Raw genomic sequence first — 25,871 nt, forward strand, 5'->3', positions numbered from 1 at the left:
GAACCAGACCTTCGTCCTCGGTGGCGATCTGACCGTCCAGCGCATGGGATTCGGCGCGATGCGGCTGACCGGGCCCGGGGTGTGGGGCCTGCCCGCCGATGTTCCGGCCGCGCTCGACCTCGCCCGGCTCGCCGTCGAGCTCGGCGTGACCTTCATCGACACCGCGGACTCGTACGGCCCCGGCACCAGCGAGGAGATGCTCGCCGAGGCCCTGTACCCCTACCCGGCCGGCCTGGTCATCGGGACCAAGGCGGGCCAGTCGCGTCCCTCGCGGGACGAGTGGCTGCCGCTGGGCCGTCCCGAGTACCTGCGCCAGCAGGCCGAGTTGAGCCTTCGCCGGCTGCGGCTGGAGTCCCTCGACCTGTTCCAGCTGCACCGGATCGACCCGAAGGTGCCGGTCGCCGAGCAGTTCGGCGCGCTGGCGCAGCTGCAGAAGGAGGGCAAGATCCGGCACATCGGCCTGTCGCAGGTGTCGGTGGCCGAGCTGGAGGCGGCCCGGACCGAGATCGACGTGGTCAGCGTGCAGAACCGCTACAGCCTCAGCGACCGGGTCGACGAGGACGTGCTGGAGTACTGCGAGCGCGAGGGCATCGCCTTCGTCCCGTGGCTGCCGATCGCCCGCGGTGAGCACTCGCGCGACCGCGGCGTGCTGGCCGGGGTGGCCGCCGAGCTCGGCGCCACCACCACCCAGGTCTCGCTGGCCTGGCTGCTGCACCGCTCCCCCGTGATGATCCCGATCCCGGGCACCAGCTCGGCCGGGCACCTGCGGGAGAACGTCGCGGCCGCCGAACTCAAGCTGACGGACGAGCAGTTCGCCCGTCTCGACGCCGCCTACCCGGCGAGCTGACCGGCCGGCTCCAGGCCATACGCACGGCGGACTCCGGCCGGCGGCACCGAACAGCCGCCCGGCCGGAGTCCGCCGTGTTCTGCTTCTCGTACCCGACGGCTTCGACGCCGCCGACCACCTGCGGAAGGACACGCACATGTTGGAGCTCAACGGGATCCGGGCCCTGCACGCGGTGTCGACCAGCGGGTCGATCAGCTCGGCCGCGGCCGTGCTGCACCTGACCACGTCGGCGGTGTCGCAGCGGCTCGCGAAGCTCGAACGCGAGGTCGGGCAGACGCTGTTGGAGCGCCACAGCCGGGGCGTGCTGCTGACCGACGCGGCGAAGCTGCTGGTCGACCGGGCGGACAAGATCCTGGCGCTGGTCGACGAGACCGAGGCCGAGCTGGAGGGGCACCGCGGCGCCGTGGTCGGGCAGGTGTCGATAGCCGGCTTCCCGACGGCCGCCCGCGGTCTGCTGACCGGCACCCTGACCAGCCTGGTGACCGAGTTCCCGTCGCTGTTCCCGAGGATCTCCGAGCTGGAGCCCGACGTGTCGGTGCCGCTGGTGATCCGCGGCGACCTGGACGTCGCGGTGGTGCAGGACTGGTTCAACGCGCCGCTGAGCCTGCCGCCCGGGCTGAGCCGGACCGAACTCCTCGACGACGTCGCCGACATCGCGCTCCCGGCGAGCCACCCGCTGGCGTCCCGCGAGACGCTCGACCTGGCCGAGCTGCACGGCGCCCGGTGGATCAGCTGGACGCCCGGCTCCGGCTGCTACGAGTGGCTGCTCTACACCCTGCGCGGGTACGGCATCGAGCCGCAGATCGTCCACACGGCCGGCGAGTACGCCACCCAACTGGCGCTCGTGCAGGCCGGGTTCGGCATCGCGGTGATCCCGCGGCTGGGCCGGGAGCCGATCCCGGAGGGCGTCCGGGTGGTCCCGGTGCAGCCGCTGCTGAGCCGGCACGTCTACGCGGTCTGGCGGGCCGGCGGCGACCGTCGCCCGGCGATCCGGGCGACGATCGCCGCACTGTCGAAGACGGCGCAGGCGACGCTCTGACCCGAACGGCCGGGCGTCGCCTGCGACGTGCGCTTACGCGGTGCCGGGCAGCTCCCGGATCGCGCGGACCGGCGAGAAGAACAGCATCAGCCAGCTCACGGCCAGGCCGGCGGCGCCGACCAGGACCGCGGTCCGCACCCCGGCCGTTCCCGCCAGCACACCGGCGGCGCCCGAGCCGATCGCCAGCACGCCGGTGATCAGGAAGCGGTAGGTCGCGCCCATCCGGGCCATCATGTCGTCCGCGGTGACGAGCTGACGGATCGAACCCTTCAGCACGTTGTCGAAGCCGACCTTGACCGTCGCCAGGCCCCAGGCGGCGATGCCGATCCACACCGCCGCGCCGTGCACCGCGAACGGCACCACCAGCGCGAACGGCCCGCAGCAGGCGCCCGACAGCCACAGCGCCCGGCCGTAGCCGACCTTGCTGCCGATCCGGCGGGCGACCGCCGCGCCGACGAACACCCCGGCGCCGCCCGCGGTCAGGAAGGCGCCGACCAGCGCGGCGGAGCGGTGCAGCTCCGAGACGTACAGCACCGGCACCAGCGTGATGACGATGCGCAGGCAGAAGTTGCTCCAGGACGTCTCCAGCGAGATCGTCCGCAGCACCCCGTTGCCGAACACGTACCCGAGGCCGGCCTTGACGTCCGGCCACAGCGGCTTGGCGGCGCCGGTCTTCTCCACCTGCGGTTCCTGCTTGCGGATGACGCCCAGCCAGAGCGCCGACCACAGGTAGGTGACGGCGTTGACCACCAGCGCGTACGGCGCGGTGAGCGCCTGCACGAGGAAACCGCCGATGCTCCGGCCCGCGACCTCGGCGCCCGCGAACATGCCGCCGAGCTTGGCGTTCGCCTCCAGCAGGTTGTCCCGGCCGACCAGGTGCGGGATGTACGCCCCGGACGCCACCTCGAAGAACACCGTCGCGACGCCGACCAGCAGCACCGCCAGGTAGAGGTGGACGCTGGTCAGCGCGTCGAAGGCCCAGGCGATCGGCACCGAGGCGATCAGCCCGCCGCGCACCAGGTCGGTGACGATCAGGACCGGCCGCCGCCGCATCCGCTCCAGCCACGCGCCGGCCTGCAGGCCGACCAGCAGGAACGGCAGCGAGCCGAGGAACGCCAGCGCGCTGACCTGGGCGGAGCCGGCGTGCAGTGCCTCGATCGCCACCAGCGGCACCGCGACGTAGCTGACCTGGGTGCCCACCTGGCTCAGGCTGTACGCGGTGAACAGCCGGCGGAAGTCGGCGTGGCGGGCCAGCAGCGAGCGCTGCCGTTCCTCGGGCGCCGCCGTCGACACGTCGGCGGTCATCACGCCTCCTTGTCGGGCGCCGCGTAGTGGAAGACGCCGGTCTTGCGCACGTGCGGCACGTTGCCGAGCCAGAGGATGCCGTCGAGGTCGGCCGGCAGGGCGCGGATGTGGAAGCCGCCGTAGCCGTGCGGGGTGACGAACATGCCCCAGGTGGCCTGCCAGTCGCGGATCTGCAGGGTCTCCGGGTCCACCATCGGCTCGTTCCGGGGAACGACCCGGCGCTGCACCAGCCACTCCTTGCCGTTGCCGGACGCCAGCGCCTCGCGCCAGGTCCGGTCGTCGACGGTCCAGCCGGAGACGATGCCGCGGCCGCCGTCCTGGCCGCCGGGCTTCAGGAGCAGGTCGGCGCGGTTGGCGTGGCAGTAGTCGAGCATGTCCACCCGCTCGCCGTCGGCGGTGGTCTCGCCGTCGGTGAGCAGCCGGGTCCACGGCAGCAGCCGGTCGATCAGCTCGGTCTCCTCGGCGGTGTACGCGCCGCGCCACTCGGGGTCGGAGAGCAGCGCCAGGCTGGTCTTCTGCTCGAAGAGCAGGCCGTCCAGCGGCGTGTAGAGCAGCGTCTTGCCGGCCTCGTGGGCGCGGAAGAACGGCTCCGCCTCGGCGCCGTCGCGGCCGTCCGCGCACAGCTGGTTGGTCGAGAAGTAGCGCAGGACGACGTCGATCGGGGTGTCGTCCAGGTAGAGCTTGTCGTCCTTGCTGGTGACCTGGCTGACCTCGGCGAGCAGGATCTTCATGCCGAGCCGCGCGGCCATCTCCTGGAACGAGAGCACCAGGTGCATGTAGGGCGCCAGGCCCCCGTCGGCCTCGACGAAGGCGATGACGGGCTCCGATCCGCCGGTCACCTGCTCGCCGAGCTTGCGCAGCACGTCGATGATCTGCGAGCCGGTGTGCGCGTAGTCGAGCCGGTGCTCCTCGGCGAAGGAGCGGAACGCCTCGTCCTCCAGGTGGAGCCGCAGCACCTCCGCGCGGTCGGTGCCGCCCAGGTGGGTGCCCACGTTGAACTCGAGCAGCTTGAACGACGTCCCGTCGTGGTGCAGGTCGGCACGTCCGTGCAGGATCGGAGCGACGCCGAGCCGCTTCATCAGCGCGGCCCGCCGCGGGCTGACGCCGACCGCGTCGGCGTACCGGTCGACGTTGCCGTCGAACAGCCGCTCCGGCAGCGCCGTCAGCAGGTCGAAGAAGCCCTTCAGGTCGTCGGTGAACTCCCGGATCTCCCGCTCGGCGAGGAACAGCGGGCGCGGCAGCGAGCCGGCGCCGTGCGCGGCGGCGAGCTTGGCCGGCAGCTTCAGCCGGCTGGTGACGTCGCGCAACCGGCTGTCCGGGGACAGGCACTCCTGGTTGTACGCCTCGGTGATCGCGTCGGTCATCGCGCAGTCTCCCCCTCGAAGAGCGGGCCGCGGTGCAGCTTGTGCTGCGCGGCCTGGGCCAGTGGCCTGACGACCAGTTGGTCGATGTTGACGTGGATCGGCAGGCCGACCGTGAAGCCGACGCACTCGGCGATGTCCTCGGCGGTGAGCGGCCGGTCGACGTCCGCGTAGACGGCCGCGGCCTTGCCCGCGTCGCCGGCGAACCGGTTGAGTGCGAACTCCTCGGTCCGCACCATGCCCGGGGCGATCTCGACGACGCGGACGGGCTTGCCGGCCAGTTCCAGGCGCAGCGTCCCGGTGAGGGCGTGCGCCGCGTGCTTGGCCGCCGTGTAGCTGCCGCCGCCTTCGTAGACGGAGGTCCCGGCGGTCGAGTTCATGGTGACCACAGTCGCGCCCCGGGCCGCCAGCAGTGCGGTCAGCAGTGCCCGGGTGACGTGCAGCGTGCCGAGGACGTTCACATCGAAGCTGTGTCGCCAGACCTCCGGGTCGGCGGCTTCGAGGGTGGCCGCGTCGAACGCGCCGCCGGCGTTGTTCACCAGCACGTCGCACCGGTCGACGGTGGCGGCGAACCGGGCCACCGCCTCGCTGTCGGTGACGTCGAGCACGTACGGCGTGGCCCCGGTCCGCTCGGCCACCTCGGCCAGCCGGTCGGCCCGGCGGGCCACGGCGAGCACCCGGTAGCCGTCCTTGGCCAGCCGCGCTGTGATGGCCGCTCCGATGCCGCTGCTCGCACCGGTCACGACTGCGGTCTTCACCATGGTCTTTCCTCTCTGGTCGGTCGTGTGCAGTCGGCCCGGCGGCCTACTCGACGTGGAACTGGATCCGCTCGGTCAGCGCCGCGGCCTTGGCGACCGCGTCCTGCATGTCGCGGCCCTGGGCCAGCACGTAGCCGCTGTCGCAGTCCATGACCGCGCGCAGCGGGTTGACGGTGTCGCCCACGTCCTTGGAGATCACGACGCCGACCTCGTGCCCGGCGAGCTTGTACATGTACGGGATGATGTGCGGCGGCTTCTCGCCCGCGGGCACCCGCAGCACCGGCACGTCGAGGTCGTCCAGGCCGGTGATCTTGGTGATCCGGCCGCCTTCGGGGAAGACGAAGAAGCGGATCGCCGCGCCGCCGGTCGGCTCCGGGTGGGTCTCGGGGAGCTTGTCGATGCCGAGCGGAATGGTCAGGAACATCCGGGCCAGGTCCACGCCGGTCGCCCGGCGCACCAGGTCGGGGGCGCCGGAGCCGGCGAGCCGGTTGTGGGTCTCCAGCACCCGGGGGCCCTTGGGGGTCAGCACGAACTCGCTGTGCGCGGGGCCGTCGGTCAGGCCGACCGCGTCCAGCAGCTCGGCGGTGGCGGTGCGCAGCGCCTCGCGGTGCGGCCAGGCGGTCTCGCTGACCGTCGCGACCTGCCACTCGACGAAGGTCTCGTTCATGATGTATTCGGACATTCCGACCACGATGTGGCGGCCCTGGTACGAGAACGAGTCGACGCTCACCACGGGGCCGTCGAGGTACTCCTCGGCGATGACCCGCGGGTAGCCGGCCTCCTGCAGCGTGTTCCACGCGGCGGACGCCTCTTCCGGGGTGGTCGCGACGTGGATGTGCAGGCTGGCGACGCCGTCGATCGGCTTGAGCACGATCCGGTCGCCGACCGCGGTCTGGAAGTCGGCCGCGTCCTCGGCGTCGGTCAGCGACCGGAACTGAACCGGGGTCAGGCCGGCGTCGGCCATCGCCTGCCGGGTCAGGGCCTTGTCCTTGATGATCCGCGAGGTGCGCTCGCTGGTGCCGGGCAGGCCCAGCGCCTCGTTGACCCAGCCGACCGGGATAGCGGCGTCCTCGGTGGTGGTCAGCAGCAGGTCGAAGGGGCGTTCCTCGTGCAGCGGCTTGAGCACCGCGAGGATGGCCTCGCGGTCGTCGACCGGGGCGTGCACGATCCGCTCGCAGTGCGGCCCGGCCTCGTCGATGTCGTACTTGCCCTCCTCGTGGACCAGCACGACGTCGATGCCGAGTTCCTTCGCACCGCTGATGGGGGCCGGCTTTCCACCGACCACGGCGACCCGATACATCCGATGTTCTCCTCGTTCTGTGCGGTGAATCGGCTCCGGCCGTGAACTGGCCGGTGGAGCCGGGTTGTCAGCGGTGTTCCGCGTCGCGGTCAGCTGGCGTAGCAGCGACGCAGCCACCGGGCGACCTCGGACGGCGCCGGGTCGAAGGCCTTGCGGCGGTGCAGCGCCCGGTAGTTGTCGAAGATCAGGAACTGGCCCGGCTGCAGGACGGGCGCGAAGGCGGGCTTCCGGGCCAGCTGCTCGGACAGGATGTCCAGGGCCCGCTCGGCCTCGGCGTTCATGCCCCGCGTGGTGCCGCGGTCGTAGCGCATGAGGACACCCTCGGGGGCACGCTGGAGCACCGCGGTGCCTTCCAGCGCGATCCGCCTCCCGTCGGACTTGACGTCGTTGGAGTCCGGTGCCGCCACCAGGAACTCGTTGGCGGACAGCCGCTCCAGGACGTCCTCCGGCAGCCCCTCCAGCGCGACGTCCACCCCGACGAACTCGGTGGCCACCTGCTCGACGTTGCGCACCGCGTAGAAGGTGAGGAACCGCGGCGGGAACGGCCTCGGGTCCAACCCCGCCTGGCCGAACGGCAGGTGGGGGTTGTCGGTGTGCCAGAAGAACTCGGTGTCCGCACCCCAGGAGCTGGTCTTGCCGGCCGCCTCGGGGTTGGGGACGACGTTGCGGATGAGCTTGCCGCTGTTCTCGTAGTCGACCGCGTACGGGGTCAGCCCGAGCAGCGAGATCAGGCCGAGCTGCAGCGAGTTGACGAGGGAGAGCTCGGTCTCCTCGCCGAAGCCGCTGACCGGGGTCGGCGGGAACTCCTGCTGCGGCAGGTTCGACAGCACCAGCACGTCGCTGCTGTCGCGGGTGAAGCCGGCCAGTTCGTCCAGCACGGCGGTCGGCAGCGTCCGGCGCAGCGCGTGCACGCCGATCCGGGCGAGGATCGCGGCGTCGACATCGGTGTCGAGCGGCGGGAATGGGTCGCCGAGGGCGTCGTGCAGCCGCTCGGCCAGGGCGTCGCGGACACTGTCCGCGAGGCGGAGGTCGGTGAGGGCGATACCGCCGTCACCGATGGTCGACGACGCTGTCAGGGCTCCGCTCAGTGCGTTCATCGGGTCTCCAGCCGCAGTGTTCGAAGAAGTTCTGCGAACCGCGCGTCCAGACGCTCGATGTCCGGCGCGGTGAAGATGACGTGGCCGTACCCCTCGTAGGTGTTCGGCGGGACGTCGAGGGTGTCGCCGATCCCCCGGAGGATCTCCAGGTCGTGCACGTCGTCGGAAGCCTCGGTCTCCTCGGCGCCGACGATCTCGGTCAGCGTGCCGGGCTTCTCGGGGAAGATGTTGCGGAAGCCGATCGGGGTCGGCTCCGGCCGGGGGTCGATGGTGGGCGTCCGCCCGGTCGACAGGTCGAGCATCGCCTCCAGCATGTCGACGCCCGTGCTCAGCAGCACCGACCGGTAGATCGGGCCGCCGCCCATCCGGGCGCCGGCTTCGAGGATGACCGGCTCCTTGCCGTCGCGCAGCCGCCACTCGACGTGCGAGGCGCCGGTGGTGATGCCCAGCGCGCGGTGGCAGGCGGCGGTCGCGGCGTAGATCTTCTCCACCGTCTCGGCGGGCAGCCGGGTCGGGGTGCAGGCGTAGACCTCCTCGAAGGTCGTGCCCTGCGGCAGCGGCTTGTCGTGGATCGCGATGGAGTGCGTCACCCCGTCGACGATCAGCGACTCCACGCTGATCTCGGTGCCGCCGACGAACTCCTCGATCAGGATGCCGCCGTTGTACCGCTCGTACGTCTGGTCGTACAGCGGGTCGAACGCGAAGCCCTCCCAGGCGCCCTTCTGGATCTCCGGGAACGCCTCGACCAGCTCCTGCTCGTTGTCGATCTTCTGCACGAACATGCTGTGCGCGCCGATCACCGGCTTGATGATCACCGGGTAGCCGAGCTGCTCCGCCTGCTCGACGGCCTGCCGCGCGTCGGTGACCAGCGCGAACTTCGGCTGCGGCACGTCCCCCGCCGCCGCGAACGCACTGCGCATCGCGAACTTGTCGCGCGCCGCGTACGCGGTCTGCTCGCTCACCGAGGGCAGACCGTACTCCGCGGCGATCGCCGCAGCCGTCGGCACGCAGAACTCGCTCAGCGTGATGACGGCCGTGACCGGCTCCGTCTCGTCCGCGAGCAGCGCCTTGCACGCCTTGAGGGTCTCTTCGATGCTCGTGGTGTCCGCAAGGCCGACCCGGTCGACGTACTCCGCCTCCCACGTCGGGTCCGCCATGATCATCAGCAGCCGGTCCCCGTGCCGCTGCGTGTACTCCCGGGCCTTCGCCAGAAGCAGACGCCGGCTCAGGTTCTTCTTGTGAACTAGCAGGATGCTCACGTGTTTTGCTCCCCGTCCGTCAAACGGCCATCGCCACGATCGTGGCCGGAACGGTTCGCTCGCGGTAGCGAAAGGTTTTGAACCCGGGGTTTAAGCAATCCTTGCGGCAGCCCACCGGCCCCGGCGTGGACGCGCCGCTCCCGCCGACCCGGGCGCCGGAGCCAGTGACGTGCGTCACTTCGGGCGGGCCCCGTGCAGCAAGGAGCGGTGAGGGGCCGTCATGGGGGCGGGAACATCAAAGGAGCGGAACATGAGTGCATCGGCATGCGGCTGGTGAGGCTGGACAGGCGCGGCGAGGACCCCCGGAGGATCGACTTCGTCGAGTTCGTCCAGCAGCGTTCGGCAGCGCTGTTCCGGACCGCCTATGTCCTGACCGGAAGTCAGGAGAGCGCGGAGGACCTGCTGCAGGAGGCCCTGGAGAAGGCGTGCCGCCACTGGAACCGGGTCGCCGTCGCGGACTCGCCGGAGGCGTACGTCCGCCGGATCGTGGTGAACCTGGCCAACGACCGGTGGCGCAACCTCCGCCGGATGGGCACGCGTTCGCACGACGTGGAGCGCGCCGACCCCCGCGACCCGTACCGGCTGGTGGATCTCCGCGACGAGCTGGTGCAGGCACTGCACGCCCTGCCGATCGGGATGCGCACCGTCGTGGTGCTGCACTACCTCCACGACATGGGAGACCGCGAGATCGCCGAGACGCTCCGGATCTCCGCCGGCTCCGTACGCTCGCAACTCGCCCGCGGGCTGGCCAGACTGCGCACCGCAGTCCCCCGGCCCGAACAGCCCCAGCCCGAACAGCCCCCGCCCACACCGGACGGCCGCCGGACCGCCCCACTGCCCCAGCTCGAAGGTGCGTGATGACCCCGTTCCCGCCCGACGACCGGACCGGTCACCACAGCACCGTGCCGGGCCCCGACTTCAGAGAGGCACTGATCCAGGCCATGGACGACTTCGCGAACGACGCACGCCCCCCCGCCTTCGACGGCACCGCCATCCTGCACCGCACCCGCACCCGCCGCCGGCGCGGCCTCGCCGCCCTCTCCGCATCGGCCGCCGTCATCGTGCTCACCGCCGGCACGGCCTTCGCCCTGCACACCACCGACCACCCGACCGACCACCCCGCCGCCGCGACCGCCACCGCGACCGCCGTCCCGAACACCCCGTCACCCACCGCCGGCACCGCATCCCCCGGCGCCACGATGGGAAGCGGAACCCCGTCACCCGGCATCCACACCGAACCGGGCCCGCACGACGCCTCCATCACCGTCCCCCCCGTGCTCGGCATGCCCCAGGACCAGGCCGAAAAGACCCTCACAGAAGCCGGCCTGAAAATCGGACACATCCAAACCTTCACCGACTGGAACACCCCGACCGGAGCCGTCATCAACATCGACCCCCTACCCGGCACCCCCGTCGCCCCGGACTCCCCCATCGCCCTCTTCATCTCGAAGGGGAAGCCCTGAGTGTTCCTGTGATCAACCTTCGGGTTCTGCCCCGCTCCGGGGCAGAACCCTTGGACACGAGGTAGGGCCTTCGCCCGCGGTAGTGGACACGCGTTCGGGGTCTTATGCAAAAGGCAAAAGCCCCAGGTCACGGCGAGTGAGTCCTGGGGCTTTCACAGAGCCGCCTATGGGATTCGAACCCATGACCTACGCATTACGAGTGCGTTGCTCTGGCCAACTGAGCTAAGGCGGCACCGTTGCCCGAAGAAACCGGGCTGGTGAGCCCAGGGTCGCATCGGCAACGCGGGCCAGTCTACACAGTTCCGGGGGTGGTCCGTACGCGCCGGTGATCAGGCGGAGGAGACGGCGAGTTTGGCGGCGAAGCCGGCGAAGAGGACGGCGACGGAGGAGGTGAGGCCGGCGGAGAGGCGCTTGCGGCGGCGGAAGGCGTTGGCGAGGGAGGTGCCGGCGAAGATCAGCAGGGAGAGGTAGAGGAAGGAGAAGGTCTGCAGGACGCCGCCGAGGAGGGCGAAGGAGAGGGCGGGGGCGCCGTAGGAGGTGTCCACGAACTGGGTGAAGAAGGAGAGGAGGAAGAGAATGGCCTTGGGGTTGAGCAGGCTGATGACCAGCGCGCGGCGGAACGGCCGCTCGGCGTCCGCCTCGACGGCGTCGGTGGCGGCGGTGTCGACGACGGCCCGCTCGCGCCACATCTGCCGGGCGGCCCTGATCATGCCGAGGCCTATCCACAGCAGGTAGGCCGCGCCGCCGAACTTGACCACCGCGAAGACGGCGGGGTTGGCGCGCAGCAGGGAGGCCGCGCCGAGCGAGGTGAGGCTGATCAGGGTGAGGTCGCCGAGGAAGACGCCGCAGGCGGCGCGGTAGCCGGTGCGGACGCCCTTGCGGGCGGCGACGGAGAGCACGTAGAGGGAGTTCGGTCCGGGCAGCAGGACGATGACCAGCGCGCCGAGGACGTAGGTGGTCAGGTCGTGGACTCCGAGCACGACGGTCTCCAAGGTGTCCGAGTGTCCGAGTGATCGAGCGTTCGAGAGGCGAGAACGCCGAAGGGGCTGCGCCATGTTAGCGCCAGCCCCTTCGTGCCTGAACACTCCTGACATGACCGTCCGCCATCCGGACAGCGGCCGTACTCAGCGACCGTGCTCAGCAGCCGCCGTCAGCAGCCGCCGTCAGTCCTTGCAGACCTTGCCGTTGTCGGGCGCCGCCCCGCCGAGCAGGTACCGGTTCACCGCGTCGTCGACGCAGGTGTTGTGCCGCCCGTACGCGGTGTGCCCGTCGCCGTCGTAGGTGAGCAGTCGTCCGGACTCCAGCTGCCCGGCCAGGGACTTGGCCCAGGCGTAGGGGGTGGCGGGGTCGCGGGTGGTGCCGACCACGACGATCGGGGCGGCGCCGGCCGCGCGGACGGTGTGCGGGGCGCCGCTGGCCTTGACCGGCCAGTACGCGCAGCTGAGCGCCATCCAGGCCATGTCGCTGCCGAAGTGCGGCGCGGCCTTCTGGAAGTCCGGGAGCGCGGCGGTGACCGCCGCCGGGTCGGCGAACGAGGCCGGCAGGTCGAGGCAGTTGACGGCCATGTTGGCGTACATCAGGTTCTCGTAGCTGCCGTCCTCGGAGCGGCTGTAGTACTCGTCGGCGAGCTGCAGCAGCCCGCTGCCGTTGCCGGACTGAGCCGCGGCCAGCGCGGTGCGCAGGTGCGGCCAGAGGGCCTCGGTGTACATCGCCTCGGCGACGCCGGTGAGCGCCTGGGCCTCGGTGAGCGGGCGGCTGGTGCCGGTGGGCATCGGCTCCGCGTCGAGCTTCTTGAACAGGGCGGTGAGCTTCTCGCCAGCCTCCTGCTCGGTGTGGCCGACGGGGCAGTCCTCGCGCTTGACGCAGTCCTTCGCGAACGCCGTCCAGGCGGTCTCGAAGCCGCCGGCCTGGGTGAGGTTGCCGGTGACGGCGTCCAGCGAGGGGTCCATCGCGCCGTCCAGCACGACCTTGCCGACCTTGCTCGGGAACAGCCCGGCGTACGTCGCGCCGAGGAAGGTGCCGTACGACTTGCCGACGTAGTTGAGCTTCTGGTCGCCGACCAGCGCCCGCAGCATGTCCATGTCCCGGGCGGCCTCGACGGTGGAGACGTGCCCGAGCAGTTCGCCGGCCCGGGCCGAGCAGCCCGCCGCGAACTCCTTGTCGACGGCGACCAGCGCGTCGATCTCGGACTGGCTGTCGGGCGTGATGTCGGCGGCCGCGTAGGCGTCCATCCGGTCGCCGCTCAGGCAGGTGATCGGCGCGGACTTGCCGACGCCGCGCGGGTCGAAGCCGACCAGGTCGTAGCCGGCCCGCACGTTGCCGTCGTAGCGCGACGCGACGCTCTGCACGTACTCGATCGCCGAGCCGCCGGGGCCGCCCGGGTTGAGCAGCAGCGAGCCCAGCCGGTGCGTCTTGTCGGTGGCGGGCTTGCGGATCGCGGACAGTTCCACGTCGTGGCCGTCGCCGGGGTGCGCGTAGTCCAGCGGCACCTTGAAGGTGGCGCACTCGAAGTCCGTGGTGCACGGCTTCCAGCTCAACTGCTGCGCGTAGTACGGGGCGAGGCCGGCCGGGAGGTCGGTGGGCAGCGGCTCCAGCGGGGTGGCGCCGTTCGTGGGGGCCGGCGCGTGGCCGCCCGTCGAGCTGTCGGGCGAGCCGCCCGCCGTGGGCGCCGGGTGGCCCGAGGTGCAGCCCGCCAGCAGCAGGGACGCGGCGGCGGCCAGCGCGGCGGCGGACAGGAGCCGGCGGGGCCGGGCGACTCTCATGAACGTGGGTCCTCTCCCCTGGGAACGGGCCGGCCCGGACGCCGACCACCCCGGACGTCGCCGGGAGGCCGAGCCTAGCGGCCGTGACGGCCGTACCCGGGCCACCCGGCCGCCCGCCGCACCCCGGGGGCATCGCGGCGCGCCCACACCACCGGACCGATCGTCATACCGCGAGGCGGGCGCTCACGGCTTCGACAGCTGCTCCGTCAAGTACTGCACCGCGACCCGCAGCAGCCGCATCCGCTCCCGGTCCGCCGAGTAGTCCTGGACGACGTCGGAGATCCGCACCTGCGCCCGCGCCCCGGCGTCCCGCAGCGCCGCCTGCACCGCCCGGGCGGAGGCCAGCCCGTCCGCGTCCTGCTTCGCCACGGCCAGCAGCAGCCTCGTCCGCACCTCAAAAGCCCCGGCAGACCCCGCAGCTCCCGCAGCCCCGGCAGACCCCGCAAACGCATCGCCCGCCGCAGCCGCCAGCGCAGGCCCGTCGTACCGGCCGGACACCGCCGCGCCCACCCCGTACAGGTCGGGGCGGCCCAGGGCGGCCGCGGCCGCGCAGGGGGCGCCGTCGTCCACGCCCAGCACCGCCCAGCCGTCGGGGCCGGCCGGGCGGGTGCGGAAGACCGCGCCGACGGCCGCGCGCAGCGCCTCGTCGTCCGCGACGGCCTGCGGGGCGGCGGCCACCAGCTCGCAGGGGTGGCCGGTGCCGCTCGGCGCCTCGGGGGCGACCAGCACGAACGGCCGGGCCCGGCCGAGCCCGACGGCCGAGGCCACCCCGTCGAACACGTCCGGCAGGTCCTGGTCGGCGGTCCGCCCGGCCGTCCCGGAGTGCACCACGATCACCGGGAACCGGGCCGCCGGCTCCTGCCCGTACTCGGCGGGCAGCCACACCCGCACCGCCCGCAGCCGCCCGTCCGGACCGGGCACCTCGCCCTGCAGCAGCTCACCGCCCGCCGGACGGCTCACATTGCTGAACAGCACCTCCACCGGCGGCGGCGCGGGAACCGGCGAAGGGACGGGGGCGGGCCGCTCCGCGCCGACCTGCGCCGCCGCGTGCCGCACCGCCACCCGGCCGGACGACCGCTCGCCCATCAGCGCGACCACCCCGAGCGCGCCCACGCACGTCAGGCACAGCGCCGCCGCCCCGACCCGGACCAGCACCGGATGCGACTCCACCGCCAGCCCGTACGTCCGCGCGGCCCGCAGGTCCCGCCAGCGCGACACCGCCGCCCGGGCCAGCCGGACGCCCGCCACCACAGCCACCACCAGCAACAACAGGACGAGCAGCGTTCGGGCCATGGGGGACGCACCACCTCGGGGAAGGAGCGGCCGAACGCGAGCGCGTGGCCAGTGCACAGGGTGCAAGACCGCACGCCCCTCGGCCGCCGGGCGGTACGGGCGTCTCCCCACGTTCACTCGAACGAGCTAACGACGAGCGGAGTCCACCGACGGTCGACCGACCGCGGCTCAGCCCGCCCGCAGCGCCACCGTCATCGCCTCGACCGCCAGCAGCGGGTCCACGTTCCGGTCCAGCGCCCGCCGGCAGGCCAGCACCGCCTCGATCCGGCGCAGCGTGTTCTCCGCCGCGCCCTCGCCGGCCACCCGCTGCACGGCCGGCCGCTGGTCCTCGTTGGCGAGTGCCCCGCCCGCGCCCAGTTGGACGGCCAGCACGTCCCGGTAGAAGCCCAGCAGGTCGCCGAGCGCCACGTTCAGCGTCTCCCGGCGGGTCCGGGTGGCCCGGCTCTTCTGCCGCTTCTCCATCTCCTTCACCGCACCGGCCATGCCGCGCGGCGCCCGGCTGCCCTCGGACGCGCCGTACGCGGCCCGCAGGTCGTCGGTCTCCTTGGCGTCCTGGGTCTCGGCGAGCGCCTCGGCGTCCGCCTTCGCGGTGTCGACCAGCCGCTGCGCGGCGGCCAGGCAGCCGCCGAGGTCCGCGACCTCCAGCGGGATCCGCAGCACCTCCGCGCGGCGGGCCCGGGCCTGATCGTCCACCGCGAGCCGCCGGGAGCGGTCGATGTCGCCCTGTCCGGCCAGCGCGGCCAGCCGGGCCGCCTCGGGTTCCACCCCGTCGCGCCGGACCAGCATGTCGGCGACCGCCTCCGCGGGGGGCGTGCGCAGCACCAGCAGCCGGCAGCGCGAACGGATGGTCGGCAGCACGTCCTGCACCGAGGGCGCGCACAGCAGCCACACGGTGCGCGGCGACGGCTCCTCGACGCCCTTCAGCAGCGCGTTCGCGGCCGCTTCGGTGAGGCGGTGCGCGGCGTCCACCAGGATCACCGACCAGCGGCCGCCGGTCGGGTAGCTGGAGGCCCGCAGCACCAGGGCGCGCATGTCGCCGACGCCGATCGACAGGCCGTCGGTGCGGACCTGCTTGACGTCGGCATGGCTGCCGGCGAGCACGGTGTGGCAGCCGTCGCAGAAGCCGCAGCCGGGCGTCCCGCCGAGGTCCAGGTCCGGGCTGGTGCACTGGAGCGCCGCCGCGAAGGCCCGGGCGGCCGTCACCTGCCCCGCGCCGGGCGGGCCGGTGAACAGCCAGGCGTGCGTCATCAGCGAGGCGTTGCCCTCGGGAGCCTCCCCGCGGCCCGCCAGCACGGCGGCCCGGGCTGCCCGCGCGGCCGCCTGCAACTGTTCGACCACCCGGTCCTGTCCGACCAGGTCGTCCCACACACTCACGCCGCGCTCCTCCTCGTCGTCGCCGACCCGACGAGCCTAACGCCGCCCGGGGACAGCTCCTGTCCAACGCCGAGGGGCGCGGGGAGCGACGCGGCCGGTCCTGCGCCGCGCGGCTCCCCGCGCCCCTCACTGCTGCATGCCGCTGCTGCCGTCAGTCCTTGCGGCGGAGCCAGCCCCGCTTCGGCTGTTCGTCCTGCGCCGGCTCGGGGGCCTCGGCCTCCCAGCGGGCCCACTCCTCGCGGGAGCCGAGCAGACTGTCGGTCAGGCTGGGCAGGTCGTCGAGCGGGGTCTCCTCCGCCCAGTCCGGCCGGGGCCGCAGCTCGCGGGTGCGGGAGGAGTCGTCCTCCTCGTCGCGGAACAGCCCGGGCGGCACCTGCTTGGCCTCGGGGCCCTGCTTCGGCTCCGGCTTCGGCTCCGGCTTCGGCTTCGGCTCCTGCACGGGCGCGGGCGCGGGCTTGGACGCAGGCTTGGGCGCGGGCTGCGGCGCGGGCTGCGGCTCGGCCTTGGGCAGCACCGCGGTCTCGGCGTCCTCGATCTTGGGCAGCACGGCGGTCTGGTCCAGCACCGGCTTCGGCAGCTCCCGCGTGGTCTCGCTCTCGGACTCGGCGGCCTTCGCGTCCTCGATCCTGGGCAGCACCGCGGTCTCGTCCGCCTTCGCCTCGGCGGCCTTGCGGGCCTCCTCCGCACGCTGCAGGGCCTCCTCGGCGCGGCGGCGCTGCTCCTCGCGCTGCAGGTCGCGCTGGCGCTGGAGCTCGGCGCGGGCGGCCTCCTCGGCGGCAGCCTTGCGGGCGGCCTCGGCCGCGGCGGCGAGGCGGGCCTGCTCGGCGGCCTGCCGCTTCGCCTCCTCCTCGGCCTTGCGGGCGGCTTCCGCCTCGGCGGCGCGCCGGGCTTCCTCGGCGGCCTTGCGCTCGGCCTCGGCCTTGGCGCGGGCGGCTTCCTCGGCGGCCAGGCGGTCCTTCTCGGCCTGCTCGGCGCGGAGCTCCTCCAGCAGCGCGATCCGCTTGCGCTCGGCCTCCTCGGCGGCCTTGCGGGCGGCCTCGGCCTCGGCGGCGCGCCTGGCGGCCTCCTCGCGGGCCTTGCGTTCCTGCTCGGCCTTGGCGACCTTCTCCTGGTCGGAGAGCGGCAGCTCGCGGTCGAGCCGGTGCCGGATGGCGGTGGTGACGGTGGCGGGCGCCTGGCTGCCGTCGACGACCAGGTAGCGGGCGGGGTCGGCGGCGGCGAGCGCGAGGAACCCGGAGCGGACCCGCTGGTGGAACTCGGTGGGCTCGGACTCCAGCCGGTCGAGGGCCTCGGTGAAACGATCCCGCGCGGCGGTCGGGTCGACGTCGAGGACGACGGTCAGGTCGGGCACCAGTCCGCCGGTGGCCCAGCGGGAGATCCGGGCGACCTCGGTGGCCGCCAGGTCGCGGCCGGCGCCCTGGTAGGCGATGGAGGAGTCCATGTAGCGGTCGGTGATGACGACGGCTCCGCGCTCCAGGGCGGGCCGGATCACGTTCTCGACGTGCTCGGCGCGGTCGGCGGCGTAGATCAGCGCCTCGGCGCGGTGCGACAGGCCGGTGTTGCCGACGTCCAGGACGAGGGCGCGCAGCCGCTGGCCGATCGGGGAGCCGCCGGGTTCGCGGGTGAGGACGACCTCGTGGCCCTTGGCGCGGATCCATTCGGCGAGGGCCTGCGCCTGGGTGGACTTGCCGGCGCCGTCGCCGCCCTCCAGGGCGATGAAGTAGCCCTTGCCGGCGACCCGGTGCGGTGCGGCCTCGGCCCCGCCGCGGACGGCCTGGGCGAGCTCGCGGCCGAACGGGACGACCCCGCGCTGGTCGTCGGTCTTCAGCAGGACGACGGCGGCGAGCACCAGGGTGAGCAGTCCGGCGGTGGAGACGGCGAGCGCGCCGCCGCCGTGGATGAAGGTGAAGCTGCCGGTGCGGACCTCGCCGAGCGAGACCTCGCCGTAGGCGGCGGCCAGCAGCGGCATGCCGATCAGGGCGACGGCGACGACCACCCGCAGCACGGCGTAGAGGTGCTCGGTGACCTTGCCGAGGCGGATCTCCTCGATCTCCTGGGCGAGCAGCCCCCGTCCGGTGGCGATGACCACGCCGGCGGCGAGGCCGGCCAGCACGGTGAACAGCAGCACCAGAACGAAGTCGAGGACCAGTCCGGCGAGGATCAGCGCCACGCCGGCGGTGACCAGGCCGAGGGCGAGCAGCCGGCGGCGGGACAGGCCGGGCAGCGTGGCGCGGCTGAGCCGGATGCCGACGGCGGGCGCGCCGGCGGCGGCGAGCACCAGCAGGCCGTAGCCGATCGGGCCGGCCAGGTGCTCGACGGCGGTGAGCAGTCCGAGCGCGGCGACGCCCGCCATCGAGGCGTAGGCGGCGGCGATCGAGAAGGTGAAGTACGGGGCGGAGCCGGTGCGGCCCTTCTTCAGCGACGGGCCGGGGGTGGCGTCGGTGGGGGCGCGCAGCCCCTGTAGGGGGGAGCGCGGCGTGGTGTTCGCGCCGGCGGGCAGCTCCTGGAAGTACAGCAGGGCGGCGTTGACGGCGAACAGCGCGGCGGTGCCGAGCGCGGCGACGGTGAGCTGGTGGTCGTGCAGCCAGTGCACGCCGAGCGCGGCGAGCACGTTGTTGACCAGCGTGAAGCCGACCAGTCCGGTGGCCGCCAGCGGCAGCGCGGCCCAGCCGGTACGCAGGTCGAGGGTGCGGACGGCGTCCAGCGAGGCGGCGGCCGGCGGGCCGGGCTGCTCGGGGACGGCCAGCAGGGCGGGGACGGCGGCGGCCTTGCCGATGGTCCAGACCCGTTCGGCGACGCCGGCCAGGAACACCGTGCCGAGCAGCGCCCAGGTGGCGGAGCCGGGTGCCCAGACCACCCACCAGGGGGCGAGCCCGATCAGCAGGGCGCGGGCCAGGTCGGCGCCGAGCAGGCTCCACCGCCGGTCGATCCGGCCGCCGACCAGCGCGTGCACCGGACCGAGCAGGGCGGCCCCGATCAGGCCGGAGGCGACCAGCCGGGCCGCGAACAGGGCGGCGACGGCCAGCGCCAGGGAGCGGTACCCGTGCCCGAACTGTCCGCCGAGCACGGCGGCGACCACGGTCAGCGGGACGAGCACCAGGATCGACAGCCGGTCGGCAGTGCCGCCGAGCAGCTGGGTCGTCCAGAGCTTCCGGTAGGGCTTCAGGCGGAGCAGCGCGCGAGCCCGTTCGCCTGGTGTCCCGGCGGGCGCGACCTCAAGGAGGCCGCGGGCGCCGGCGCGTGCGGTGGGGGGCAGCTCCTCGCTCGTCATACCGTCAGCGTAGCGAGTGCGCGGCCCCGACCTTAACGGGCCCGCCCGGATTCGAACAGGCCCGTTACGCAGTGTCCGTCAGCTCTCCTCGAATGTGTTCTCCGCGGTGGCGGACTCCGTGGCCGCCGTCTTCTTGGCCGCAGCAGTGGTCTTCGCGGCAGCGGTCTTCGCGGTGGTCTTCTTCGCGGCCGTGGTCTTCTTCACAGCGGTGGTCTTCTTGGCCGCCGTCTTCTTCGCCGCGGTGGTCTTCGCCGCAGTGGTCTTCTTGGCGGCCGTGGCGGTCTTCTTCGCCGGGGCCTTCTTCGCGGTCTTCTTCACCGGTCCGCGGGCGCGCTTCTCGGCGAGCAGCTCGAACGCCCGCTCCGGGGTGATGGTCTCCACCTCGTCGTCCTTGCGGAGCGTCGCGTTGGTCTCCCCGTCGGTGACGTACGGGCCGAACCGGCCGTCCTTGACCACCACGGGCTTCTCGCTGACCGGGTCGTTGCCGAGCTCCTTCAGCGGGGCGGCCGCGGCGGCCCGGCCGCGCTGCTTGGGCTGGGCGTAGATCGCCAGCGCCTCGTCCAGGGTGATGCTGAGCAGTTGGTCCTCGCTGGTCAGCGAGCGTGAGTCGGTGCCGCGCTTGAGGTACGGGCCGTAGCGGCCGTTCTGCGCGGTGATCTCGTTGCCCTCGGCGTCGGCGCCGACGACGCGCGGCAGCGACAGCAGCCGCAGCGCGTCCTCAAGCGTGACGGTGTCCAGGTCCATCGACGTGAACAGCGAGGCGGTGCGCGGCTTGACGGCGTTCTTGCCGGTCTTCGGGGTGCCCTCGGGCAACACCTCGGTGACGTACGGGCCGTACCGGCCGGCCTTGGCGACCAGCGGGTTGCCGCTGATCGGGTCGGTGCCGAGTTCGCGCTCGCCGCTGGGCTTGGCGAACAGCTCCTCGGCGAGTTCGACGGTCAGCTCGTCCGGCGGCAGCTCGTCGGGGACGTCGGCGCGCTGGCCGGGCTCGCCCTCGACGGCGGTGGGGCGCTCCACGTACGGGCCGTAGCGGCCGACCCGGAGCACGATGCCGTCACCGATCGGGAAGGAGCTGATCTCCCGGGCGTCGATCGCGCCGAGGTCGGTGACCAGTTCCTTCAGGCCGCCGAGGTGGTCGCCGTCGCCGTTGCCCGTGTCGGCGGCGCCGACGGCGGCCCCGGTGGCCTCGCCCTCGCCGAAGTAGAAGCGCTTGAGCCACGGCACGGACTCGGCCTGGCCGGCCGCGATCCGGTCGAGGTCGTCCTCCATCCTCGCGGTGAAGTCGTAGTCGACGAGCCGGCCGAAGTGCTTCTCCAGCAGGTTGACCACGGCGAAGGAGAGGAACGAGGGCACCAGGGCGGTGCCCTTCTTGAACACGTACTTGCGGTTGATGATCGTGTCGATGATCGACGCGTACGTCGACGGGCGGCCGATCTCGCGGTCTTCCAGCTCCTTGACCAGCGAGGCCTCGGTGTAGCGGGCCGGCGGCTTGGTGGCGTGGCCCTCGGGGGTGAGGCGCTCGGCGGCCAGCGGGTCGCCCTCGGAGACCTGCGGCAGCCGGCGCTCGCGGTCGTCGAGCTCGGCGTTCGGGTCGTCGGCGCCCTCGACGTAGGCCTTCAGGAAGCCGTGGAAGGTGATGATCTTGCCGGAGGCGGAGAACTCGGCGTCCCGGCCGTCGGCGGAGCGACCGCCGACCTTGACGGTGACGGACTGGCCGACCGCGTCCTTCATCTGGGAGGCGACGGTGCGCATCCAGATCAGCTCGTACAGCCGGAAGTCGTCGCCGGACAGCCCGGTCTCGGCGGGCGTGCAGAACCGGTCGCCGGACGGGCGGATCGCCTCGTGCGCCTCCTGCGCGTTCTTCACCTTGGAGGCGTAGGTGCGCGGCGCGGCCGGCAGGTAGTCGGCTCCGTAGAGCTGGGTGACCTGGGCGCGGGCGGCGGTGATCGCGGTGTCCGACAGCGTGGTCGAGTCGGTACGCATATAGGTGATGAAGCCGTTCTCGTACAGCTTCTGCGCGACCTGCATGGTCCGCTTGGCGCCGAAGCCCAGCTTGCGGCTGGCCTCCTGCTGCAGCGTGGTGGTGCGGAACGGCGCGTACGGGGAGCGGCGGTACGGCTTGGACTCGACGCTGCGGACGCTGAACGCGGTCTGTTCCAGCGCGGCGGCCAGCGCCCGGGCGGCCTGCTCGTCCAGGTGCAGGGTGTTCGCGGCGTTCTTCAGTCGGCCGTCGGTGCCGAAGTCGCGGCCGGTGGCGACGCGCTTGCCGTCGACCGAGACCAGCCGGGCACCGAAGGTCTCGGGGTTGGCCGCGTCGGCGGCGGTGCGGCCGGTGCCGAAGGTGGCCACCAGGTCCCAGTAGGAGGCGGAGGTGAAGGCGATCCGCTCGCGCTCGCGCTCGACCACCAGGCGGGTGGCGACGGACTGGACGCGGCCCGCCGACAGCTTCGGCATGACCTTCTTCCACAGCACCGGGGAGACCTCGTAGCCGTAGAGGCGGTCCAGGATGCGGCGGGTCTCCTGCGCGTCGACCAGGCGCTTGTTCAGGTCGCGCGGGTTGCGCACGGCCTCCTGGATGGCGTCCTTGGTGATCTCGTGGAAGACCATCCGGTGCACCGGCACCTTGGGCTTCAGCACTTCCTGCAGGTGCCACGCGATGGCCTCGCCCTCGCGGTCCTCATCGGTGGCGAGGAAGAGCTCGTCGGACTCCTTGAGCAGCGACTTCAGCTTGGTGACCTGGGACTTCTTGTCCGCATTGACCACATAGATCGGAGCGAAGTCGTGATCCACGTCGACCCCGAGGCGACGCACCTCGCCGGTGTACTCGTCCGGGACCTCGGCGGCCGTGCCGGGCAGGTCGCGGATGTGACCGACACTGGCCTCGACGATGTAGCCGGGCCCGAGGTAGCCCTTGATCGTCTTGGCCTTGGCCGGCGACTCGACGATGACGAGTCGCTTGCCGTGGGCGGTCTCGCTGCTCGGGGACACCTTCGCTCTTCTCTCCCGGTCGTTTACCAAAGCTCCTGGGCAGTCGCACAGCGACGGTCCCACCAGCGGAGTGTGACCGTACCCTGGCCACCCTTGTCAAACGGACGGATGCCGCGTTTTCACCGGCAAGGCCGACCGACGCCACTCGAACGGTAACCCGATGTCCGCTCTTCGGGCATGTCTTTCCCGGGCAAGCGAGCCTTCGGCGGGGCCGGGCCACGCGGTGTGACCGGCCTCTTCGGGTGCCGGACACGGTGGGAGAAAGGGGAACGGAACAGTGCGCTCCGTAACCGGACGGGCCACGGCGGGCGGGCCTCGACCAGTCGGGGCCGCGGCGAAACGGGCTGCGGCGAACGGGCCGCGGCCAACGGGCCGCGGTGATCGGCGTCGGCCTCGGGCGGGCCTGAACGGTCGGGCCTGAAAGGCCGGTGCGCGCGGATCCGGCTCACCCGGCTCCGGTTCGGTCGGCTGCCGGTTCGCTCAGCGTTGCCTGTTCGCTCAGCGCAGGGCGAGGGCGAGCAGGCTCAGGCCACCCGCCAGTGCCGAACTGCCGAGCAGCGTCCAGAACAGATCGGCGGGCAGCGAGGGCAGTTCCTCGTGCGCGGCCAGCACCACCCGGTCCGGCCGCCGCGGGTCGTAGGCGACCTGGACGGCCGCCCCGGCGGCCAGCCGCGGCGCGCGACGCAGGGGGGTGTGCCCGCGCGGCCGGGACACCACCAGGCGGCCCACCGGGTCGGGGCGCAGCTCGTGGACAGTGCCGAGTCCGGCGTCGGCGGGTCCGCCGGCCGTGTCCACGGGGTAGGAGAGCAGCGGGCTGCTGTCCATCGCCTCGGAGCGGTCCCGGTCGGCGACGACCTGGGCGGTGGCGGGCACGCCGTTGCGGCGCAGGTGGTGGCGAAGGCGCACTTCCACGGCGCACCAGAGCAGCAGTGCGCTCCCGAAGGCCGCCAGCACCACCCCGCCCACCAGCGTCGTCGGCGTCTCCACCCGGTCCTCCCCCGCACTGTCCACAGCCTGTGGACAGCACCCTGGCAGTCGGTGGACAACCTGCGGCGGACACCCGGCGTCCGCCGGGCCACGCCGGGGGAACGCCCGGGTGAACGCGGCTGCCGGAGTGCCTGGGTGTTCAACGCGGCCGGGCCCCGCCGGTCACTTGGGGGCGCCGGGGAACCTCGGAGAATCCAGGGGAATCCCGGGGGATGCGACGGCCCGGCGGGTGATCAATGTCACCGCGCCGCGGCCTCCGGGGGGCGGTTCAGCGGACCGGCTCGATGAACCCCTGTTCGGTGAGCAGCCGCAGCGACTCGGGCACCCGGGCCCGCAGCTGCGCCGCGTCCTCGCCGAGCAGCTGGGCGATCGCGTCGACGATCTCCCCGGCGGCCAGCGTGCCGTCGCAGACGCCGACGAAGCCCGCGCCGACGGTGTCCACCTTGGTGGCGCGCCGCATGCCCCGGTTGTGACGGAGCACCACGTGCTCGGGGTCCTCGGAGCCGGGTGCGCCGATCTGCTCCTGCACGACCTCGTCGGCGAGCAGGTAGCGGGCGGCCAGCAGCCCCGCGTCGTCGTGGCCGCGCAGGAAGTCCTGGCGGGCGAACCACTCCTCGATGTGCGGGCCGAGCGGCTGCTCGACCGGGTGCGGCCACTCCTCGATCCGCACCACCGGGTCGTCCGCGCCGGACGCCCGCAGGGTGATCCAGCCGAAGCCGATGGCCTCCACGCCGGCCGCCTCGAAGCTGTCCAGCCACTCCTCGTACCGGGCCCGGTAGTCGTCGCCGCGGTGGTCGCCGCCGTCGCGCAGCCACAGCTCGGCGTACTGGGCGACGTCCTGCACCTCGCGCTGCACCACCCAGGCGTCCAGGCCGGTGCCGGCCACCCAGCCGGCCACCCGGTCGCGCCAGTCCTCGCCCTTGACGTGCTGCCAGTTGGCCAGCAGCTGGCAGTAGCCGCCGGGCTCCAGGTGGGCGGCGGCACCGCGAACCACACTGCGGCACAGCTCGTCGCCGGCCATGCCGCCGTCCCGGTAGGTGAACCGACCGGCCGGGGAGATCACGAACGGCGGGTTGGAGACGATCAGGTCGAAGCGCCGCTCGCCGATCGGCTCGTACAGGCTGCCCTCGGCGGTGGTGACGTTGTCGAAACCGGACAGCGCGGCGGTCAGCCGGGTGAAGTGCAGGGCGCGCGGGTTGAGGTCGGTGGCGGTGACCCGCTGGGCGTGTCGGGCGGCGTGCAGCGCCTGCACGCCGGAGCCGGAGCCCAGGTCCAGCACTTCGCGGGCCGGGCGGCGCACCGTCAGGTTGGCCAGCGTGGTGGACGCGCCGCCCACGCCGAGCACCAGGTCGCGGCGTTCGACGCCGGCGTCGGTGCGGCCGGAGCCGATGCCGCCCGCGCCGCCGACGGCGCATCCGAGGTCGGACACCACCCAGGCGTCCGCGCTGGGCAGGCCGGCCACCTCGTCGGCGTACGGCCGCACGTCCACGGTGGCGCGCAGCTCCGTGCCGTCGCGCACCAGCCAGCCGTCGGCCAGCAGGCCCTCGACGGGCAGGGCGGCCGCGGCGGCGGTCTCCTCCACGGGCCGCTGCAGCAGGAACAGCCGCGCCAGGGTCTCCAACGGCGAGCCGCCGCGGGTCGCCCGCAGCGCCGGCACGGCCTCGCTGCGGGCCAGTGCCGCGTAGGCGGCGGGGCCGAGCAGGTCGAGCAATCCGTCGGCGGTGAAGGAGGCCTTCAGCAGCGCCTCCCGGAACTCCGCGATCCGGCGGGAATCAAGAACGGGGCTGTTCGTCACCCCGCCATTCTCCCCCGTCCACCGGCCCGCCCCGCTCAGGCCCGCCCAGGCCCGCCCACCGCACCTGCCGCGGGCCGACCGACCGTCAGCTCTTGCTCGGGGAGGGCGATCCGGAACCCTGCCCGGGCGCGCCGGAGGACGGGGCACCAGAGGACGGCGCGCCGGACGGGTTGGCGCTGCCACCGCCGGACGCGGCACCGGACGGGTTGGCGCCGGTCGACGGGTTGGCGCTGCCGGACGGTTCGGCGGCGGGCGCGCCGGGGGCGGCCGCCTTGCAGCCGGGCTGCTTCTTGATCGCGTCGCCGAGGGGGCCGCTCTGGAGGGTGGCGAGCGCGCCGGTGGACACCTGGGACAGCCGCTGCACCTGGTCGCCGACACTGCGCAGACCGTCCGCGAACTTGGCCTGATCGGCGTTGGTCAGCCCGTCCAACTTCTTCTGCGCGTCCAGGAAGCCCTGCGCCACCTGCTTCAGCTCATTGACGGCGTCCTGCTGGACCTTCTCCCCGTTGTCGATCTTCGGCACGCCGGCCTTCTGCACCGCGTCCGCCAGCTGCTGGTTGGTGGTGGCCAGCGCGGCCAGGTCGGTGGACAGCCGCTTCTGCAGGTCGACGGGGGACTCGCCCTCCTTGACGTTCCCGGTGTCGGCGAGCGCCGCCCGGGACTGCGAGATCGGGTCCCGCGCGGCGTCGCAGACGTTCTTCGCCCAGCCGTCGAGCTTCGCCGAGTCATCGGCGGAACAGCCGACGGCGGCGAGCGCGAGCAGCGCGCCGAGCGCGGAGACGGTGACCGGTCGCTTCTTCACCGGGGCCCTTTCGGTCGCTGACACCCGGTCCCGGGCATCGACCAGCGAACCTACACGGCCGCCCGCCCCCGCCGACCGGGAAGGCCGCAGCCGAGCGCATCCGCGCAGCTCAGCGGGCCCGGCAGGGTCCGTTCAGGGTCCGGTGCACGGATGTACGGGGGCTCGGGCTG

General features: G+C 73.0%; 19 protein-coding genes and 1 tRNA gene. 4 read left to right on the forward strand and 16 right to left on the reverse strand.

Annotated features, from left to right (window positions below):
* Positions 1 to 43 precede the first annotated feature (43 nt).
* Both ACFV4P_RS17310 and ACFV4P_RS17315 read left to right on the forward strand, forming a co-directional pair.
* Positions 44 to 847, forward strand: coding sequence for an aldo/keto reductase (locus tag ACFV4P_RS17310; protein WP_380472062.1), 804 nt, complete (start codon positions 44 to 46; stop codon positions 845 to 847).
* A 136-nt stretch (positions 848 to 983) separates the two neighbouring features.
* Positions 984 to 1,886, forward strand: a complete 903-nt coding sequence (locus tag ACFV4P_RS17315) for a LysR family transcriptional regulator (RefSeq protein ID WP_380471893.1) — start codon at positions 984 to 986, stop codon at positions 1,884 to 1,886.
* Between the two features lie 33 nt (positions 1,887 to 1,919).
* Here the strand turns inward: ACFV4P_RS17315 and ACFV4P_RS17320 are convergent, their stop codons facing one another.
* The 6 genes from ACFV4P_RS17320 to ACFV4P_RS17345 form a co-directional block, all read right to left on the reverse strand.
* A complete protein-coding gene (locus tag ACFV4P_RS17320; protein ID WP_380471895.1) occupies positions 1,920 to 3,191 on the reverse strand; it encodes an MFS transporter in 1,272 nt (423 codons plus the stop codon).
* Complete coding sequence (locus ACFV4P_RS17325; protein WP_380471897.1) at positions 3,191 to 4,555, reverse strand: hypothetical protein; 1,365 nt, start codon at positions 4,553 to 4,555, stop codon at positions 3,191 to 3,193. Before ACFV4P_RS17325 ends, ACFV4P_RS17320 begins: the two co-directional genes overlap by 1 nt.
* A complete protein-coding gene (locus tag ACFV4P_RS17330; protein WP_380471899.1) occupies positions 4,552 to 5,313 on the reverse strand; it encodes an SDR family oxidoreductase in 762 nt (253 codons plus the stop codon). The genes ACFV4P_RS17325 and ACFV4P_RS17330 overlap by 4 nt, the downstream gene beginning before the upstream one ends.
* Before the next feature lie 43 nt (positions 5,314 to 5,356).
* Entirely contained in the window at positions 5,357 to 6,610 is a 1,254-nt protein-coding gene (locus tag ACFV4P_RS17335; protein ID WP_380471901.1) for an ATP-grasp domain-containing protein, read from the reverse strand.
* Between the two features lie 89 nt (positions 6,611 to 6,699).
* The gene (locus ACFV4P_RS17340) at positions 6,700 to 7,707 is read right to left on the reverse strand and encodes a TauD/TfdA family dioxygenase (RefSeq protein ID WP_380471903.1); all 1,008 of its coding nucleotides are present in this window, start codon (positions 7,705 to 7,707) and stop codon (positions 6,700 to 6,702) included.
* A complete protein-coding gene (locus tag ACFV4P_RS17345) occupies positions 7,704 to 8,966 on the reverse strand; it encodes an ATP-grasp domain-containing protein (protein WP_380471905.1) in 1,263 nt (420 codons plus the stop codon). The genes ACFV4P_RS17340 and ACFV4P_RS17345 overlap by 4 nt, the downstream gene beginning before the upstream one ends.
* Positions 8,967 to 9,230: 264 nt before the next feature.
* On the opposite strand from ACFV4P_RS17345, the gene ACFV4P_RS17350 reads away from it, so the two are divergent.
* Entirely contained in the window at positions 9,231 to 9,824 is a 594-nt protein-coding gene (locus ACFV4P_RS17350; RefSeq protein ID WP_380471907.1) for a SigE family RNA polymerase sigma factor, read from the forward strand.
* Positions 9,824 to 10,429 (forward strand): PASTA domain-containing protein, encoded by a 606-nt coding sequence (locus ACFV4P_RS17355; RefSeq protein ID WP_380471909.1) that lies wholly within the window; start codon positions 9,824 to 9,826, stop codon positions 10,427 to 10,429. Before ACFV4P_RS17350 ends, ACFV4P_RS17355 begins: the two co-directional genes overlap by 1 nt.
* Positions 10,430 to 10,587: 158 nt before the next feature.
* On the opposite strand, the gene ACFV4P_RS17360 is transcribed toward ACFV4P_RS17355, so the two are convergent.
* The 10 genes from ACFV4P_RS17360 to ACFV4P_RS17405 all read right to left on the reverse strand — a co-directional run bounded on the left by ACFV4P_RS17360 (position 10,588) and on the right by ACFV4P_RS17405 (position 25,701).
* A tRNA-Thr gene (locus ACFV4P_RS17360) sits at positions 10,588 to 10,661 on the reverse strand.
* 97 nt (positions 10,662 to 10,758) lie between these two features.
* Entirely contained in the window at positions 10,759 to 11,409 is a 651-nt protein-coding gene (gene leuE / locus ACFV4P_RS17365) for a leucine efflux protein LeuE (RefSeq protein ID WP_073807503.1), read from the reverse strand.
* Positions 11,410 to 11,592: 183 nt separating this feature from the next.
* Entirely contained in the window at positions 11,593 to 13,191 is a 1,599-nt protein-coding gene (locus tag ACFV4P_RS17370; RefSeq protein ID WP_380471911.1) for an alpha/beta hydrolase, read from the reverse strand.
* A 183-nt stretch (positions 13,192 to 13,374) separates the two neighbouring features.
* Positions 13,375 to 14,484, reverse strand: coding sequence for a hypothetical protein (locus ACFV4P_RS17375; protein ID WP_380471912.1), 1,110 nt, complete (start codon positions 14,482 to 14,484; stop codon positions 13,375 to 13,377).
* A 168-nt stretch (positions 14,485 to 14,652) separates the two neighbouring features.
* Entirely contained in the window at positions 14,653 to 15,858 is a 1,206-nt protein-coding gene (locus tag ACFV4P_RS17380) for a DNA polymerase III subunit delta' (protein ID WP_380471914.1), read from the reverse strand.
* A 151-nt stretch (positions 15,859 to 16,009) separates the two neighbouring features.
* On the reverse strand, positions 16,010 to 19,129 hold the full coding sequence (gene tmk / locus ACFV4P_RS17385; protein ID WP_380471916.1) for a dTMP kinase: 3,120 nt from the start codon (positions 19,127 to 19,129) through the stop codon (positions 16,010 to 16,012).
* A gap of 78 nt (positions 19,130 to 19,207) precedes the next feature.
* Positions 19,208 to 22,117: a type I DNA topoisomerase gene (topA, locus tag ACFV4P_RS17390; protein ID WP_380471918.1), complete on the reverse strand. Its 2,910-nt coding sequence runs from the start codon at positions 22,115 to 22,117 to the stop codon at positions 19,208 to 19,210.
* A 498-nt stretch (positions 22,118 to 22,615) separates the two neighbouring features.
* A complete protein-coding gene (locus tag ACFV4P_RS17395; protein ID WP_380471920.1) occupies positions 22,616 to 23,104 on the reverse strand; it encodes a DUF3592 domain-containing protein in 489 nt (162 codons plus the stop codon).
* Positions 23,105 to 23,372: 268 nt separating this feature from the next.
* Positions 23,373 to 24,899, reverse strand: a complete 1,527-nt coding sequence (locus ACFV4P_RS17400) for a methyltransferase (protein ID WP_380471922.1) — start codon at positions 24,897 to 24,899, stop codon at positions 23,373 to 23,375.
* Between the two features lie 85 nt (positions 24,900 to 24,984).
* A complete protein-coding gene (locus tag ACFV4P_RS17405; RefSeq protein ID WP_380471924.1) occupies positions 24,985 to 25,701 on the reverse strand; it encodes a small secreted protein in 717 nt (238 codons plus the stop codon).
* Positions 25,702 to 25,871 lie beyond the last annotated feature (170 nt).

It is taken from the genome of Kitasatospora sp. NPDC059795 (genome assembly GCF_042732175.1).
Classification (GTDB): domain Bacteria; phylum Actinomycetota; class Actinomycetes; order Streptomycetales; family Streptomycetaceae; genus Kitasatospora.